Below are 16,043 nucleotides of genomic sequence, written 5' to 3'. Positions count from 1 at the left end.
ATGTCACAACCACCCGAACCCCTTTTCGACATCGCACACGGCGATCAGGGCGCCTCACGGCATCTGCGCAGGTCGTTCGAAGCGATCAAGTCGGCGGCCACGGACCCGGACCTGCGCAGGCAGATCGACGATGTCCTCGCGGGCCGCACAAGTATGCGTGCCTTCGGAAACTCCGAATCGTTCGCTCAGGTCGTCGACCGGATACCCCGGAATATCATCGATCGGGATCTGTCGATGCCGGAGGAGGAACGAGAACGGCTCGCTGCCCGAGGCGACGCGGAACTCGAACGGTTACGGAACCCTCCGGCCGAACCGCCCGCGACGCCGCCGCCCCCCGGGCCGGCGAAATCGACAGCCCCGCGCGTTCTTCCGGGCACCCGTGCACCGAATCGTGAGCAGATCTTCGTTCCCGACGAGCCGGACGACGACGACCTGTACTTCCAGCAGCGTCGTCAGCAAGGGTGGTTGCGGTGACGGAGGAGGACGCGGCGCAGGAAGGGACCGTCGTACTTCACGCCCGGCTTCGCTCCGACTTCGAGGACGCTTCGTCGGCCGCAGCGGACGGCTTCGTCCTGCAACTCACCGAATCGCTACCGGATGTGTGTGCCGCGCACGGTCGGCCCGCTGCCGGGAAGCGCGCCAAGGATATTCGGTTCGCCCGGGCGCGTAGGGGCTGGGTGCAGGTCACGGCGGCGAACCAGTTGGGAACGCTGATATCGGGAATGCCCCGGCGGGTGGCGACCGGTGCGCCGGTGCAGACGGAACTGATAAAGGGCGTGGTCGAGGGCGAGTGGCCGGTTTGTCCACGGTGCCTTCGGGTTTCCTCGGCGTATCGGTGGATCGGGCACGCTTTCATCGCTCTGGGCCTGGTCGCGCTGTATCTCGTGTTCGCCGCAAGTCAGCTGGGTTTTCGCCCGACCGTGCTGGTGCTGTTGATCTTTCCCGGCTGGATTCCGTTCGGGCTGCTCGCCGCGATGCTGGCCTACATCCGTTCCACGACGATCGTCCGCATCATGCCCATCGTGGACCTGACCGGCGTGCGACTTCGCGCCCACGCGAACTTCGTTGCCGCACTGACTACCCCGCGGGGACGGGAATCTCGGGGGTGAGGTCTGCGGTGTCCAGCTGGGGGTAGGTGGGGTATTCGATGCCGGAGATGTACTGGACTGTGCGGACTACCTGGCAGGAGTAGCCGAATTCGTTGTCGTACCAGAGGTAGAGGATGGCGGTGTCGGCGTCGACGATGGTGGCGTTGGCGTCGACGATCGAGGCGGCTCGGGAGCCGATGAAGTCGCTGGAGACGACGTCGGTGGCGGCGGTGTAGTCGAGGTTGCGGCTCAGCGGGCCGGCCAGTGAGACGCGGCGCAGGTAGTCGAGCACTTCCTCGCGGGTGGTCTCGCGCTTCAGGTGCAGGTTGAGGATCGCGACGGAGACGTCGGGGGTGGGGACGCGGATCGAGTTGCCGGTGATCTTGGCCTCGAAGTCCGGCATGGCCTTGGCGACCGCGGAGGCGGCGCCGGTTTCGGTGAGGACGAGGTTGAACGGCGCGGAGCGGCCGCGGCGGTCGGCCTTGTGGTAGTTGTCCAGCAGGTTCTGGTCGTTGGTGAACGAGTGGACGGTCTCCACGTGGCCGCGGACGATGCCGAATTCGTCGTCCATCGCCTTGAGCGGCGGCACGATCGCGTTGGTGGTGCAGGACGCGCACGTGTAGATCCGCTCCGAGAGGTCCAGCGCGCGGTGGTTGACGCCGTGCACGATATTCGGCAGGTCACCCTTACCGGGCGCGGTGAGCACGACCTTCGCGATGCCGGGCCGCAGGTGCTGCGAAAGCCCTTGCCGGTCACGCCATTTCCCGGTGTTGTCGACGAGGATCGCGTCGCGGATGCCGTAGTCGGTGTAGTCGATCGCCGACGGGTCGTCGCTGTAGACGAACCTGATGACGTTGCCGTTGGCGACGATGGTGTCGTTCTCGGCGTCGACCTTGATCGTGCCGTCGAATTTGCCGTGCACCGAATCGCGGCGCAGCAGCGAGGCCCGCTTGGCGAGATCGCCCTCGCCGCCCTTGCGCACGACGACCGCGCGCAGGTTCAGCCCGTTGCCGGAGCCGGCCTTCTCGATGAGCAGGCGGGCGACCAGGCGTCCGATGCGCCCGAATCCGTAGAGGACCACGTCGCGGGGGCCGTGCTCGGCCTTGTTGCCGCCGGTGACCTCCGCGAGCACCGCCGCGGTGAACTCGGGGATCGACAGCTCGCGCGTATCGGTGCGGTAGGCCGTGACCAGCCGGCCGAGGTCGATCTTGCACGGGCCCAGATCCAGGGCGGCGAGAGCCTCGAGGAACGGCAGGGTCTCCTCGACCGACAGCTCCTCGCCCTCGATCTGGCGGGCGAAGCGGTGGGTACGCAGGATGCTGATCACCGATTTGTTCACCAGCGACCGGCTGTGCAGCAGGATGGTCACCCCCTTCCCGCGGTACAGCCGGCCGATGATCGGGATCATCGCCTCGGCCGAAGCCTCGTGAGCGTTCCAGCGGTCGAGTTCGTCAGTCAACGCAAGTCCTCGGGGTGTCCTCGATAGGTAGGACCGATGCTAACCAGGACCGCCGGTTTCACCGGCCGCGGCCACCCCGTTGTGAGGTTCAGTAGGGTTCCGCGGCGCATTCCACGCGCCCGGAGTCGATGGCCTCGCGCAACGCCTGCTGGTCGGTCAGGGTCTGGTCGGCGTAGGAGAGGGCGAAATCGGCCATGGCGGTGTCGAAGACGTCGCTGCCGCCGAGGTAGCCGGCGATGGCGACGCGGTCACCCGAGCGGGCGTGGGCGCGGGCCAGCACCGTGCCGCAGAGGGCGGCGTAGACGGCCAGTTCCGCGGCGGACATGGAGGCGATGTCGGCCGAGCCCTTCATGTCCCGCAGCTGGCGGATGTAGAACCAGTTGTCCGCGGGGCCGGTGGACCAGCCGAGGAAGATGTCGCTGGCCGACTGCATGAGCCGCTGCCCGACGACCACGCGCTGCCCCTGGTGGCGGTAGTCGCTGGGGGCGAGGTGGTCGGCGAGGACCGAGCATTCGGCCTGTTTCACCTGGAGGAACAGCGGGCTCGCGGTTTCGCGGTCCTGCAGCAGCAGCACGAAGCAGCGGGTGCCGACGCTGCCGACGCCGACGACCTTGAGGGCGAAGTCGACGATCTCGTAGCGGTCGATGAGGGTGCGGCGCTCGTCGGGCAGGCTTTCGCGGTAGTCGGCGAAGGTGGCTTCCAGCAGCCGCCGGTCCATCGTTTCGATCGGCACGAGCAGCGGCGGCTGGTTCTTGATCCGCGGGATGCCGTGCGCGTCGGGTTCGGTCAGCTTGTCCAGTGCCTGCAGGCTCGTGCGGCGGCGGGCGCTGTTGGCGGTCTTCTCGACCTTGCGGCGCTGTTTGGGCTTCTCGATCAGCCGCATGTAGTCCTCGGCGGCGGCGCTCTGGTACCAGACGGTCAGGCTGTCGAGTTCCGCGAGGCGGTGCATGGTCTCGCGGTAGGCGGTGGCGGCGGCGCGGACGGCGCCCACGGCCTGTTCGTCGGTGCAGCCGCCGTCGCGGGCGGCGACCGCGGCGCTGGCGCACAGCCGTTTGACGTCCCATTCGAAGGGGCCGGGCAGGGTCTCGTCGAAGTCGTTCACGTCGAAGACGAGGTTGCGTTCGGGCGAGGCGTAGAGCCCGAAGTTGGCGATGTGGGCGTCGCCGCACAGTTGCACGCGCAGCCCGGTGTTCTCGCCCTGGGCCAGGTCGGCGGCCATGATCGCGGGCGCGCCGCGCAGGAACGCGAACGGCGACTGCATCATTCGCGCGTACCGGATCGGCACCAGGAACGGCAGCCTGGTCAGCGCCTGCCGTTCCAGGATCGCGACGGGGTCCGCCCGCCCGGCGCCCGGTTTCCAGGTCCCGGCGTCGGTCCGGGTCAGTCGTTTGCGCGCGGCCTTGCCCGCCGCCGTGGAATCCCCCTGGGTCGCGACCACCGTCGGATTGGCCATGCTGCAAGTTTCTCGCCGTAGGCGCTGAACAGCAAGAACCCCGCCGGGTGCGGTGCGGGCGGGCACCGCTGCCCACGGTGACCGGGAGGCGGGCGAACAGCAGGGCGGAAGCGGAGACGAAGCCGTGCGGAAGCCCCGGTCACGGCATCGACGCGCAGACGACCCCGAGACATTCGCCAAGGCCCCTATGCCGGATCGGGGTCCGGCCCGATCCACCCGCGTGTCCTCCGCGTACACACCGGTCGGCCCGAACACACGCGTTCGCGAACCTTCGTGATCGGTTCACGGCACTCGGTAGCGTCGTAGGAGTGGACGTGCTCGCCGAGATGCTCCAGGGGATCCGCGCGCAGGGCTCGCTGCTGTGGCGTGCCGACCGGCAGGCGCCCTGGTCGTGGCTGGCCGATCGGGCGGCGCCGCTGACGCTGTACGCGGTGCTGCACGGCCACGCCCGGCTCAGCCGCGACGAGTACGCCGCCGACCTCGCCGCCGGGGATATCGCCCTGGTGCGCGGCCCGCGCCCGCACGTCCTCGGCGATCGCCCGCAGGTGCGCGTCGAGGCGGGCGAGCACTGCGCGGCGCTGCGGGCGCCGGCGGCGGGGCACGGCGGCCGGGCGGTGATCATCGCGGGCACCTACGGCAGTATCGATATCGCGGGCCGCCGCCTGCTCGACGCGCTACCCGAATACGTCTGTGTCACCGCGGAATCCGGGACGTCCCCGGCGGCGCTGGCGCTGCTGGACGAGGAGATCGACCTCGGCCCGAGCCGTCAGGCCGTCCGCGACCGGCTGCTGGATCTGCTGCTGGCGCACACCCTGCGCGCGTGGCTGGCCGGCGCGGAGCCGGATTCGCCGGGATGGCATGCGGCGCTGCGGGATCCGATCGTCGCCCGCATCCTGCACGCGATCCATTCCAGTCCGGGGCATCCGTGGACGGCCGATTCGCTCGCCGCGCACGCCTCGGTCTCGCGTGCCACGCTCTACCGCCGTTTCACCGCGCTGTTCGGCGAATCCCCGCTGTCGTATCTGACCGGCCGGCGCATGACGCTGGCCGCGGATCTGCTGGCCCGCGGCGAGACCGTCGCCGGGGTCGCCCGGAAGGTGGGCTACCGCAACCCGTTCGCCTTCAGCACCGCCTTCCGCCGCCACCACGGCAGGCCGCCGAGCGAACTGCGTCCCGCCGCCCGCACCGTACGGACCGACCGCTCGGTCGGCGGCGTGGCGGCGCCGTGATAGGCTCCGCCGCATGTCCAGCGACGGCCGCCCGCGGGGCGCGGCCCGCCGGGAGCGGATTCTCGATGTCGCGCTGAAGATGTTCGCCGACAACGGTTTCCGCGGGGCGTCGATCGCCGAGATCGCCGCAGGCTGCGGCCTGTCGCAGCCCGGTCTGCTGCACCACTTCCCCACCAAGGCCGCACTGCTGGCGGCCGTCCTCGAGCATCGCGATCGCGTCGATCGCGAACGGCTCGGCTTCGACGAGACGCTGCGCGGCCCGGCCGCCCTGGACCGGCTGGCGCGCCTGGTCGAGCACAACGTCCACGTGCCGGGGCTGGTGCGGTTGTTCACGGTGGTCAGCGGCGAGGCGGTCACCGTGGGCCATCCGGCGCACGCGTGGGCGGTCGGCCGGTATCGCGGGCTGCAGGCGTGGTTGTCGCGCGCGCTCGACGGCGGTATCGCCGACGGCACGATCGCCGCGGGGCTCGACACCGCGGCGGTCGCACGCCAGGTGTCGGCGATGATGGACGGCCTGCAGCTGCAGTGGTTGCTCGATCCCGAGCATGTTGACATGGCAGCGCTGTTCCGCGCCTATATCGACGATCTCATCGTCCGGGTGTCGGCGGCTCCGGCCTCCTGAGTGCGAGATCTTCACCACCGGTGAGGGTTTGCCGTGGTCGGCGGCGGGCGTGACTCGATAGTGTCGGGGGCCGTGCCGCACGGGCGGCGTGCGCGCAGACGAGGAGTTCGCAGTGGGTTCGTTGTTCGCGGTATTCCTGCCGCTGGCCCTGGCCTTGGTGATGTTCGGGCTCGGACTGACCCTGACCGTGGACGATTTCGCGCGGGTGCTGCGTTATCCGAAGGCGGCGGCGGTGGCGCTGGTGTGCCAGATGGCGCTGCTGCCGGCGATCTGCCTGGGGCTGATCTACGCGTTCGGGCTGCACGGCGCGGTGGCGGCGGGGATGCTGCTGCTGGCGGCGTCGCCGGGCGGGCCGTCGGCCAATCTGTTCAGCCATGTGGCGGGCGGTAACGTGGCGCTCAACATCACCCTGACCGCGGTCAATTCGGTGCTGGCCGTGTTCACGCTGCCGCTGGTGGTGGGGTTGTCGTATGCGCTGTTCCTGGACGGGGACGCCGGGATCGGGCTGCGGCCGGACAAGTTCGCGCAGGTGTTCGCGATCGTGCTGATTCCGGTCGCGCTGGGCATGGGGGTGCATCACCGGTTCCCGGAGTGGTCACGGCGGCGGCGCGGCGCGGTGAAGGTGCTGTCGGTGGTGGTGCTGGCGCTGGTGGTGGTCGCGGCGGTGGCGCGCGATGTCGACACGCTCACCGAGAACGTCGGGGCGCTGGCGGCGGTGTGCCTGCTGCTGGCCACGATCGGGCTGCTGGTGGGCTATTTCGCGGCGCGGCTGTTCGGGATCGAGGCCGATCAGGCGGTCGCGGCGGCGATGGAGATCGGGATACACAACGGGGCGCTGGCCATCGCGGTGGCGACGTCGGTGCTGCACGATTCCGCGATGGCGGTACCGGCGGCGGTGTACGGGGTGCTGATGAACATTCCCGCCGCCGTCGCCGCGGGCCTGTTCGCGCGGCGGGCCCGCGCCCGGGCGGTGAGCGTCCCGGCCTGATCGCCGCCCGCGCGACACACCGGCCGCCACCGGGGAATTCAGCAATCGTCCAGCTACGATTGCTCGAATGCGATCGCAGAACCGCCGCCACGCCTGGGCGGCGTGTGCCGCCACCGTGGCGGCCCTCCTCGTGCCGGGGACGGCATGGGCCGCGCCCGCCGCGCAATCGGGCGGGCTGCCGCCACTGGGTGACGACTTCCTGTGGGGTGTCGCGGCGTCGGGTTTCCAGTCCGAAGGCCATGCGCCGGACAGTAATTGGACCCGCTACATCGACTCCGGCGCCGTGGACGAGTACCGCGACTCGGGCCGGTTCCTGGACTTCTACACCGACGATATCGAGCATGCCGCGCGCCTCGGGGTGAAGGTGTTCCGGATGAGCGTCGAGTGGGCTCGCGTGCAGCCGACGCCGGAGGGCTGGGACGAGGGGGCGTTCGCGGTGTACGACCGGATGGTCGACGCGATCATCGCGCACGGGATGCGGCCGATGATCACCCTCGATCACTGGGTGTATCCGGCGTGGGCGGGGAACGGGCGCGGCTGGCGCGAGCCGCAGATGGTCCAGGACTGGCTGAACAACGCGCGAAAAGTGGTGAACCGCTTCGCCTCTCGCACACCGATCTGGGTGACGATCAACGAGCCGGCCGCCTACATCAGCACCGAGCTGCGTATCGGCGCCCTCGGTCCCGGCGAGGAGCCGATGATGCGGGAGCGGCTGGCCCAGGCGCACAACGACATCTACGACACCATCCACCGCAATCAGCCCGGCGCGGAGGTGACCAGCAATCTCGGGTACGTGCCGGGCAGCGAGACCGAGGTCAATCAGCCGTTCGTCGATCTGGTGGCCGACAAGCTCGACTTCGTGGGCGTGGACTACTACTTCGGGCCCGACGACCACGCCTCGCAGACGGGCACCTCCGCGGGCGCTCCGCAGATGTGGGAGCTGCCCCTGCAAACGGAGGGCATCTATTACGCCCTGCGCCACTACTCCCGGCTCTTCCCCGGCAAACGGCTGTACGTGGTGGAGAGCGGGATGCCGACCGACAACGGCAGGCCGCGCCCGGACGGGTACAGCCGCGCCGATCACCTGCGCGACACCGTGTACTGGCTGCAGCGGGCGAAGGCCGACGGCATGAACGTCGTGGGCTACAACTACTGGAGCCTCACCGACAACTACGAATGGGGCAGCTACGCACCGCGTTTCGGCCTCTACACGGTCGATGTGCTGGGTGACCCGTCGCTGACCCGGCATCCGACCGACGCCGTGGAGGTCTACGCCACGCTCGCCCGCTCGGGCGGTAACCCGGCCACCTATCGCCCCAGCCGCCCGCCGGTGGAGTGCTCACAGGTCGATCCCCCGGCCAGCTGCGACGAGCCGGTCACGGTCGACCCGGATACCACCGGTTCCTGATTCCCGTACACGCAGCGCCACCCGGTCCGAGCGGGGCCGGGTGGCTGCGTGTATGGCTCGGCGGATCCTCGTTCAGGCGGGGAGTTCGAGGCCCGCGGCCAGGACGGGCCAGGACGCGATCAGGGCGTCGTGCCAGTAGCCCCAGGAGTGGGTGCCGGTGGGCGGGAAGTCGTAGGTGGCGGGGATGCCGAGGGAGTCGAGTTTGGCCCGCAGGTTGTGGCTGCAGTAGTTGACCGCGGCCTCGATGACGCCGCCGATGGTGACCTGGTTGATCTGGCCGCCGATGCCGGGCAGGGTGTAGGGGCCGTCGAGGCCGTCCCACTGCCCGGGCAGCCCGGATCCGCTGGACACGAACAGGTTCACCCCGCGCAGCTGGTCGGCGTGCACGTAGGGGTCGTTCTCGGCCCACATCGGATCGTTCTGCGGCCCGTACATGTTCTCGGTGTTGCCGCCGCCCCAGAGGCCGGTGGCGAGGTTCACGAAGGTGTAACCGGTGGGGTCGGAGATCTGGGCGCAGCCGCTGTAGGCCGCCGCCGACCGGTACAGGCCGGGTTTGGCGATGGGCAGTTGCAGGACGGAGGTGCCGGAGGTGGACAGGCCCGCGATGGCGTTGAGCCCGTTGGTGCCGAGCGAGCCGTCGATCAGCGGCGGGAGTTCCTCGGTGAAGAACGTCTTCCACTTGTTCACGCCCAGCACCGGATCGGGTGCGCGCCAGTCGGTGTAGTAGCTCCACGCGCCGCCGATGACCTGGACGACGTTGACGTCCTTGTCGGCGAGGAACCGCAGCGCGTCCGGCGCCCGCTTGTCCCAGGTGGCGCTGTCCACGCCGCCGCCGGCGCCGTTGAGCAGGTACAGCACCGGCCGCGGCACGGAGGCGTCGGCGGGGCGCTGCACGTCGACGGGGAAGGTGGCGTCCATGGCCGCCGAGTGGACGTAGAGGCGGATGTTGCGGTCGTCCTTGACCGTGGCCCGTTCGATGTAGGAGCCGTCGCCGGCCCGCGGGTCGCCGAGCAGGCTGCCCGAGGTGATGACGGGGTCGCCGCCGTCGGCGGCCGCGGGGCCCGCCGTCACCGTTGTCGACAGTGCCGCGAAAATCAGTGCGGCAATGGCTGTTCCGATCCGATGTCCTACCGCCACGTGCGCCTCCGTAGCCGACTCGACCGCCTCGGGCATTTCCCGTCGCGACCGACTGTAGTTCAGCGGTTACCGATTGGCGACCAGCTACGACGGTGCGTCGAATAGGGGTAGGCGGCAGAGTGCGTCGCGGAGCAAGTTGCCGGCAACGCCCCTCCTGGCCCTCAGCAGCTGACCGCTTCGGCGGTGGTCATCGCTCCCCTGCCTCGGCGGCGCTCGGCGACGGGTGCGGGGTCGTGCCGAGGTGTGTGCGCAGGAAGGCGGCGATGTCGGCGCGGGCGGCCTTGGCCTGCGGCACGACGCCCGGGGTGGCGAGGAAGGCGTGTGTCGCGCCCGGATATTCGACGAGTCGCGCGGGGGTGCCGGCGGCGCGGAGCCGTTCGGCGTAGCGGCGGCCGTGGTCGGCCACCGGATCCACGGTCGGGACCACGACCAGGGCGGGAGCCAGGCCGCCGAGATCGCCGGCGTGCAGGGGTGACATCGCGGCGCGGTCGGTGCCGGGCGGGACCGCCAGCCGGACGAACAGCCGCAGTTTGGCGACGGTGAGAGTCGGGCTGTCGGCGTGTTCGGTCACCGACGGGTAGTCGTACATCGACTCGGTCAGGTCGGTGGCGGGGTTGACCAGGACCTGGGCCCGCAACGGCAGGCCGGCGTCGCGGGCGCGCCGCGCGGCCAGCGCGGCGACCAGTCCCCCGGTGCTCTCCCCGGCGACCGCGGCGCGCCCAGGGTCGATCCCCCAGTCCGCGGCGTGGTCGACGAGGTGGCGCAGCACGTCCCAGCCGTCGTCGACGACCGCCGATATCGGTGTCCCGGCGGCGAGCAGGCGGTGTTCGACGGAGACGACGACCGCGGGCAGCCGGGCCGCGAGATGGCTGTTGGCCCAGTCGCATTGGGCGGCCGTGCCCACGAATCCGCCGCCGTGGACGTGGACGACGAGGGGTAACGCGCCGCCGCCCGCGCGCCTGCCGGTCGGCCGGTACACCCGGACCGGCAGGTCCCGGCCGGGCAGCGCGATCCGCTGCCAGCGGATCCGCGCGCCGCGGTCCGGGATCCCGGTGATGACGCGCGCGGCGCGGGAGGCGGCCGTGCGGTTGGCCGAATCCCGGAAGGCGGCCAGTTCCCGGTCCGTCAGGGCCGACCAGTCGGGCTCCTTCCGCAGGGCGCTGAGCAGCCGCAGGCGCAGGGGCGCGCGTCCGGTGTCGTCGTTCATCGTTCCTCCTCGGCCACGGCGTGGCTACGCCCGCCAGCATCGCCGGGCCGTGCGGGAGGCGTCTTGGACAAATGTTCCCCGGGCCCGCGCAAAGTGGCTCGAACCGTTCGCTTACCGGCCCGAGGTGGCCGCCGAACCCGGGTAGCCCTCCCATATGCGCCCGACTACCGACCGTTCCGACAGCGAAAGAAGCGCGGTCATGAACATGAACACTGTCATCCCCTCGACAGCGCAGCGTTCCCGTCGTGGCCGCGACAGCTACGACGGCCTGGAACCGCTGTTCGCCGAACTCGCGGACCTCGATCCCGGCGATCCCCGCCACGACCGGCTGCGCGAGGACATCATCCTGCGTAGCCTGCCGCTGGCCGAGCACATCGCGCGCCGGTTCTCCGGCCGCGGCCTGGACTACGACGACCTGCTGCAGGTGGCGCGGCTGGGCCTGATGGGAGCGGTCAACCGCTTCGATCCGGCGCACGGCTCGACGTTCCTGTCGTTCGCCGTGCCGACCATCATGGGCGAGGTCCGCCGCCATTTCCGCGATCAGGGCTGGGCGCTGCGCGTCCCGCGCGCGCTGAAGGATCTGCGGGTGCGCATCGGCGCGATCACGCCGGATCTCGCGCAGCGCCTCGATCGCATGCCGACCGCCGACGATCTGGCCGCGGCCCTCGACGCCGACCGCGAGGACGTCACGCAGGCGCTGGTCGCCTCGGGCTGCTATCGCACCGAATCGCTGGACGTCCCGGCCGAGTCCGGGGGCGACGACACCCCGCTCACGGAATTCCTCGGTGATCCGGAGCCCGCGTACGGGCTGCTGGAGGAGGCGATGACGGTCCGGCCGCTCATCGCCGCCCTGCCCGGACGCGACCGGGAGATCCTCATCGAGCGCTTCTTCGAGGGCCGCAGCCAGGCCGATATCGGACAGCAGTTCGGGGTGTCCCAGATGCAGATCCACCGCATCCTCAAGCGCGTCCTGGCCACCTTGCGCGAACAGGCGCTGGCGGAGACGCCCGAGGCCGCCTGAACCGGCTCAGGTGTCGAGGGTGACGCCCGGGGCCTGCCCGTAGTGCTGCCGGTACAGCGCAGCGAACCGGCCGGGATGGCCGAAGCCCCACTCGCCGGCGATGCCGGTGACGGTGGCGCCGGTGTCCGGGCTGCCGGCGCCGAGCTGCTCGTGCGCGCCGCGCAACCGCATGCGCCGCAGGTACGCCATCGGTGTCGTGTCGAGGTGGCGGCGGAAGGCCAGTTGCAGGGCGCGGACGGTGACGTAGGCCGCCGCCGCGATCTCCCCCACCGAAATGTCTTGCCGCACATGCGATTCCATATAGGCGATCGCGCGGCGCACGGTGTCGGGGTGGGCGTCGTCACCGTCGCCGGTGGCCTCTTCGGCGGCCGCGGTGTTGGGGAACGCCGCCAGCACGCTGGCCGCCAGGTATTGGGTCGCGGTGGCCGCCACCAGCGGTGGCGCGTCGCCGTCGTAGCCGGCCGCCATCCGCCGGACGTGGCCGATGATGGTGATGAGCCGCTGCCCCGCCGCCGCCGACACCGGCCGGTGCCCGATCAGGGTGACCGGGTCGGCGTCCGGGTCCTCGGGTGCGGCCACGCGGGTCAGCTCCGCCGGGTCGAACATCGTGATGGTGTAGCGGGCGCGGTGGATGATGCCGGAGTAGGGCAGGTCGGGCGGGGTCAGGATGCCGATCTCGCCGGGGTGGAAGGTGTCGGTGCCGCCGTCGAGGTAGTTTTCCTCGACCGAGCCGGATTCCACGCCGCACAGGCAGATCTTGCCCAGCGGGTCGGCGTCGTAGGACATGTCGAATCCGAGCTTGAGCCGGTCGAGGCTGACCGTGCCGAGCACGTCGCGGGTGATGTGGCTGTGGACGGGCGCTTCGGCGGCGTTGCCGATCTGCATCGTGGTGTAGTTCCGGTTCAAGAACTGCTCGGTGTCCGCCAGGCTGCCACTGTCGAATTCCATCGCCATCCCGAGTCGCTCCTCTCGCGATCCGATCCGCACCCGGGTCACGACAAACGACATCGTTCGTGTGCACCGGAACGCCGCCTCTTGCCTGGATACCCATTCCGGACCCGGGTAGCGGGTAGCCCTGTTAACGCGGGGCGGGCCAGGCGACGTCGTCGACGGCCAGCCACGGCGCGGCCGCGACGGCGGTGGGTGTCACACCGGCGAAGGCCCTGACGTCGCGATGCAGATGGGACTGGTCGGTATAGCCGCTCTCGGCCGCGACGGCGGCGGGGTTCGCGCCGGCGGCGAGGCGATGCGCGGCGTGGTCGAAGCGGACCAGGCCGGCGGCGCGTTTGGGGGTGACGCCGAGTTGTGCCCGGAACCGCGACCACAGCCGTTTGCGGCTCCAGCCGGCCTCGTCGGCCAGCCGTTCCACCCGGATCCGCCCGTGGCTGTGCACGATTCGCCGCCACGCGAAGGCGACCTCGGGATCGACGGCCCGGCCGGTTGCGGACCGGCGGGCGAGCGCGTCCGCGGCGATCGCGAACCGGTCGTCCCAGGAGCGGGCCGCGTGCAGGCGTTCGTGGGTGCGGTCGGCGTCGCGGCCCCAGAGGTCGCCGAGCGGCACGGTCGCGGTCCCGAAATCGGCGGCGCCGAGCACGGTGTGCGCGAGCAGCGGCGACAACCGCACCTGGAGGCAGTCGATCCGGCGGCCGCGCCCGCGCAGCCCGCCCGGGGTGAGGCCGGAGACGATGCCGCCGCGAATGTCGGTGCCGCCGGTGTCGTCGACGAGCTGCCCGTCGCCGAAGTCGAGGAACACCGTGAGCGCGGGGTACGGCACGACCCGGATGTCGACGAGAGCGCCGTCGCGGCCGCGGAATCCGGCCATGCTCACCCCGGCGAGGCGGTCCGCCGGGGCGGGTACCGCGATATCCCAGACGTCCGTGGCGGCACGGACGGTCCCGGCGGAACGCATGTCGCCATCGTACGGTCCGCGCGGGCGGGTCAGACGCGGCGCATGACCGAGACGACCTTGCCGAGGACGACCGCGCGGTCGCCGTCGATGACGTCGTAGGCGGGGTTGCGCGGTTCGAGGTACACGTGGCCGTTGCGGCGGCGGTACACCTTCACCGTCGCCTCCTCGTCGATCATGGCGGCGACGATGTCGCCGGTGTGCGCCTCCTGCTGGCGGCGCACGACCACGATGTCGCCGTCGCAGATGGCGGCGTCGACCATCGAGTCGCCGCGCACCCGCAGCCCGAAGACGGTGCCGCGCCCGACGAGCTGGCGCGAGAGGGTGAGGACGTCGTCGGTGTGCTCCTCGGCGAGGATCGGTGTGCCCGCGGCGATGTCGCCGACCACCGGCACGGCCACCGATTCCTCGTCGCGGTCGCGCGCGGGCGGCGCCTGCAGGAACAGCCGCACGTCGATCGGCCGCGACATGCTGTCGCTGCGGCGCAGGAATCCCCTGTCCTCCAGGGCTTTCAGGTGTCTGGACACGGTGGAGGCCGACCGCAGCCCGACCGCGTCGCCGATCTCGCGGGTGCTGGGCGGGTAGCCGTGGCGCACCACCCAGTCGCGGATGGTCGCGAGGATCCGCTGCTGCCGGGGCGGCAGGGTCGAGGTGTCGAGGTGCTCGAACTCGTCGTATCCGGTCACCGGGGAATCGTAGAAGGGTGGCCGGAGGTCAGTTCACGCAGGGGATTTCCGAGCCGATACTCGTGGTGACGGGTTTGCCCGAGTCGGGCGAGGGGTCGCCGGAGGCGAGGCTCGTGGCGCCGGAGCCGGTGGCGCCCGAGGTGGCCGACGAGCCGTAGCCGCCGGTGGTGGCGCCGGCGCCGGCGGACGAACTGCCGGAGGCGAGTTCCTCGGGCATGGTGAAATCGCTGCCGACGACGATCTTCACGTGCCCGGACTGGACGTTCTTCGACGGCGCGGTGGGCAGGCCGCCGAGCATATCGGCGGCCTGGGCCGCGTCGACGTCCGCGCCGGCGCCGTAGTAGACCACCGAGCTGGAGCCGTCGCCGTAGCCGGCGTTGCCGATCTCGCCCTTCGGAAATCCCTTGTCCGCCAGCGCCGTCGAGATCTTGCCCGCCATACCGGTCTGGCCGCCGGAGTTGACGACGTCGACGGTGCTGGTGGGGGTGGTCTTGGGTTCGGCGGGCTGCGGGGCCTGGACGCCGAAGGCGGCGCGGACCGTCTTCTTGATGAGGGCGGGGTCGACGATGTTGACTTCCTGCTCGTTCACGAGCTGGTAGGACTTCACCGGCAGGGTCTGGAATTCGATCGGGATCGAGCCGGCCCGGCCCATGGTCTGGGCGAAGTCCAGCAGGCTCCAGCCCTCCGACAGCACGATGTCCTGCTGGGCGGCGTTGATCAGCTGCTGGAGCTTGCCCGGGTTGGTGAGGGTGCCGGAGTCCTTGAGCTGCTTGGCCACCGAGGTGAGGAACGCCTGCTGGCGATGCGTGCGGTCGAGGTCGCCGTTCTCGAGTTCGTGCCGCTGGCGCACGAACGACAGGGCGTTGGCGGCGTCGAGGTGCTGCGGCCCGGCGGGGAACACCGCCCCGGAGTAGTACTCGTCGTTGACGGGGTGGTTCAGGCAGACGTCGACGCCGCCGAGGATGTCGGCGAGGTGGTAGAACCCGACCAGGGAGACCTCGGAGAACCGGTTGATCGGCACGCCGGTGAGCTGTTTGACCGTCTGCACGATGGATTCGCGGCCCGCCTCACGGCCCTTGTGCTCGAGTTCGATCTTGTCCTTGACGCCCTGGTTCTCCAGTTTCTGCTCGGTGTAGGCCTTCTTCAGGCCGTACGCCTCCTTGATCTTGGCGTGGTCGTAGCCGGGGATGCCGCTGACGGCGACGTAGTCGTCGCGCGGGATGGAGAAGGCGGTGATCTTCTTCAGATCCTTCGGAATGTGCACGAGGATCAGCGAATTCGCGTTGTAGCCGCCCTCGCTGCCGTCGCCGGCGTGCAGTTCGTTGAGGATGTCCTTGGGCAGATCGTTGCCGTTCTGGTCCTTGCGGGTGTCCAGGCCGATCAGCAGGATGTTCATATCACCGTCGAGGGCGGCGGCATCCTCGGCGCTGATCACGCCCGACCGGGTGAAGCCCTGGTCGACGCTGCGCTCGGTGTAGTAGGCGAATCCGGTGCCGGACACGACGATCACGGCGGTCGCCGCGGCGAGAAGCCGGCCGCCGACGCGCGCGGCCCGCTGCGCCTTACTGGGGCGTTGCCGGGCGCGGCGGGCACTGCGGTTCGCGGTCGCCGGCGCGTACTGCTCGGTCGGGCTGTCGGCGAGGGCGGCGGAGTCCGCGCGCTTGCGGTGGCCCGCGCCCGCCGCCGCGGCGGCGACGCGGGTGCGGCGGCCGGTGGTTGCCGGGTCGTCGCCGGGGGCCTCGGCGTGGCTGCCGCGCGACACCTTCCGGGTGGAACCGGTGCCGGAGCCGCGGCGGGGCGGCTCCGCGCGCGAGGCGCCCGCGGGCGTCTCGCGGTTCT

General features: G+C 70.7%; 15 protein-coding genes. 7 read left to right on the top strand and 8 right to left on the bottom strand.

Annotation, left to right across the window (positions count from 1 at the left end; translation table 11 throughout):
- Complete coding sequence (locus ON41_RS39010) at window positions 1-474, top strand: hypothetical protein (RefSeq protein ID WP_051161499.1); 474 nt, start codon at window positions 1-3, stop codon at window positions 472-474.
- A complete protein-coding gene (locus ON41_RS14690; RefSeq protein ID WP_157185469.1) occupies window positions 471-1,109 on the top strand; it encodes a hypothetical protein in 639 nt (212 codons plus the stop codon). The genes ON41_RS39010 and ON41_RS14690 overlap by 4 nt, the downstream gene beginning before the upstream one ends.
- Here ON41_RS14690 and ON41_RS14685 read toward each other — a convergent pair.
- Both ON41_RS14685 and ON41_RS14680 read right to left on the bottom strand, forming a co-directional pair.
- Window positions 1,078-2,547: a glyceraldehyde-3-phosphate dehydrogenase gene (locus tag ON41_RS14685; RefSeq protein WP_040748182.1), complete on the bottom strand. Its 1,470-nt coding sequence runs from the start codon at window positions 2,545-2,547 to the stop codon at window positions 1,078-1,080. The two genes, ON41_RS14690 and ON41_RS14685, sit on opposite strands and share 32 nt — an antisense overlap.
- Window positions 2,548-2,635: 88 nt before the next feature.
- Window positions 2,636-4,000, bottom strand: coding sequence for a DUF2252 domain-containing protein (locus tag ON41_RS14680; protein WP_040748181.1), 1,365 nt, complete (start codon window positions 3,998-4,000; stop codon window positions 2,636-2,638).
- Window positions 4,001-4,308: 308 nt separating this feature from the next.
- Between ON41_RS14680 and ON41_RS14675 the strand changes: the two genes are divergently transcribed.
- The 4 genes from ON41_RS14675 (at window position 4,309) to ON41_RS14660 (ending at window position 8,247) form a co-directional block, all read left to right on the top strand.
- Window positions 4,309-5,229 carry a helix-turn-helix transcriptional regulator gene (locus ON41_RS14675; RefSeq protein ID WP_040748180.1) on the top strand — a complete coding sequence of 307 codons (921 nt, stop codon included), beginning with the start codon at window positions 4,309-4,311 and terminating at the stop codon, window positions 5,227-5,229.
- Window positions 5,230-5,242: 13 nt separating this feature from the next.
- Window positions 5,243-5,851 (top strand): TetR/AcrR family transcriptional regulator, encoded by a 609-nt coding sequence (locus tag ON41_RS14670; RefSeq protein WP_040748179.1) that lies wholly within the window; start codon window positions 5,243-5,245, stop codon window positions 5,849-5,851.
- 112 nt (window positions 5,852-5,963) lie between these two features.
- On the top strand, window positions 5,964-6,839 hold the full coding sequence (locus ON41_RS14665; protein WP_040748263.1) for a bile acid:sodium symporter family protein: 876 nt from the start codon (window positions 5,964-5,966) through the stop codon (window positions 6,837-6,839).
- Between the two features lie 67 nt (window positions 6,840-6,906).
- Window positions 6,907-8,247 carry a family 1 glycosylhydrolase gene (locus tag ON41_RS14660; RefSeq protein ID WP_040748178.1) on the top strand — a complete coding sequence of 447 codons (1,341 nt, stop codon included), beginning with the start codon at window positions 6,907-6,909 and terminating at the stop codon, window positions 8,245-8,247.
- A gap of 72 nt (window positions 8,248-8,319) precedes the next feature.
- Here ON41_RS14660 and ON41_RS14655 read toward each other — a convergent pair whose 3' ends face one another.
- Both ON41_RS14655 and ON41_RS14650 read right to left on the bottom strand, forming a co-directional pair.
- Window positions 8,320-9,420 (bottom strand): alpha/beta hydrolase, encoded by a 1,101-nt coding sequence (locus tag ON41_RS14655; protein ID WP_083905360.1) that lies wholly within the window; start codon window positions 9,418-9,420, stop codon window positions 8,320-8,322.
- Between the two features lie 151 nt (window positions 9,421-9,571).
- Complete coding sequence (locus ON41_RS14650) at window positions 9,572-10,591, bottom strand: alpha/beta hydrolase (protein WP_051161497.1); 1,020 nt, start codon at window positions 10,589-10,591, stop codon at window positions 9,572-9,574.
- A gap of 199 nt (window positions 10,592-10,790) precedes the next feature.
- On the opposite strand from ON41_RS14650, the gene ON41_RS14645 reads away from it, so the two are divergent.
- The gene (locus ON41_RS14645) at window positions 10,791-11,612 is read left to right on the top strand and encodes a SigB/SigF/SigG family RNA polymerase sigma factor (protein WP_246461626.1); all 822 of its coding nucleotides are present in this window, start codon (window positions 10,791-10,793) and stop codon (window positions 11,610-11,612) included.
- A gap of 6 nt (window positions 11,613-11,618) precedes the next feature.
- Here the strand turns inward: ON41_RS14645 and ON41_RS14640 are convergent, their stop codons facing one another.
- From ON41_RS14640 to ON41_RS14625, 4 genes are all read right to left on the bottom strand, one after another.
- Entirely contained in the window at window positions 11,619-12,566 is a 948-nt protein-coding gene (locus tag ON41_RS14640; RefSeq protein WP_174411326.1) for a helix-turn-helix transcriptional regulator, read from the bottom strand.
- Window positions 12,567-12,690: 124 nt separating this feature from the next.
- Entirely contained in the window at window positions 12,691-13,521 is an 831-nt protein-coding gene (locus ON41_RS14635; protein WP_040748177.1) for a helix-turn-helix domain-containing protein, read from the bottom strand.
- A gap of 29 nt (window positions 13,522-13,550) precedes the next feature.
- The gene (gene lexA, locus ON41_RS14630; protein WP_040748176.1) at window positions 13,551-14,204 is read right to left on the bottom strand and encodes a transcriptional repressor LexA; all 654 of its coding nucleotides are present in this window, start codon (window positions 14,202-14,204) and stop codon (window positions 13,551-13,553) included.
- A 28-nt stretch (window positions 14,205-14,232) separates the two neighbouring features.
- Complete coding sequence (locus ON41_RS14625; protein ID WP_083905368.1) at window positions 14,233-15,966, bottom strand: LCP family protein; 1,734 nt, start codon at window positions 15,964-15,966, stop codon at window positions 14,233-14,235.
- Window positions 15,967-16,043: the final 77 nt, after the last annotated feature.

It is taken from the genome of Nocardia transvalensis NBRC 15921 (genome assembly GCF_000308875.1).
GTDB lineage: Bacteria > Actinomycetota > Actinomycetes > Mycobacteriales > Mycobacteriaceae > Nocardia > Nocardia transvalensis.
This window is presented reverse-complemented; position numbering and strand designations above follow the sequence as displayed.

Coding starts and splice junctions, on each gene's coding strand:
- ON41_RS14650 (WP_051161497.1), bottom strand. CDS start 10,591: ATGAACGACGACACCGGACGCGCGCCCCTGCGCCTGCGGCTGCTCAGC.
- ON41_RS14680 (WP_040748181.1), bottom strand. CDS start 4,000: ATGGCCAATCCGACGGTGGTCGCGACCCAGGGGGATTCCACGGCGGCG.
- ON41_RS14670 (WP_040748179.1), top strand. CDS start 5,243: ATGTCCAGCGACGGCCGCCCGCGGGGCGCGGCCCGCCGGGAGCGGATT.
- ON41_RS14660 (WP_040748178.1), top strand. CDS start 6,907: ATGCGATCGCAGAACCGCCGCCACGCCTGGGCGGCGTGTGCCGCCACC.
- ON41_RS14640 (WP_174411326.1), bottom strand. CDS start 12,566: ATGGCGATGGAATTCGACAGTGGCAGCCTGGCGGACACCGAGCAGTTC.
- ON41_RS14655 (WP_083905360.1), bottom strand. CDS start 9,420: ATGCCCGAGGCGGTCGAGTCGGCTACGGAGGCGCACGTGGCGGTAGGA.
- ON41_RS14645 (WP_246461626.1), top strand. CDS start 10,791: ATGAACATGAACACTGTCATCCCCTCGACAGCGCAGCGTTCCCGTCGT.
- ON41_RS14635 (WP_040748177.1), bottom strand. CDS start 13,521: ATGCGTTCCGCCGGGACCGTCCGTGCCGCCACGGACGTCTGGGATATC.
- ON41_RS39010 (WP_051161499.1), top strand. CDS start 1: ATGTCACAACCACCCGAACCCCTTTTCGACATCGCACACGGCGATCAG.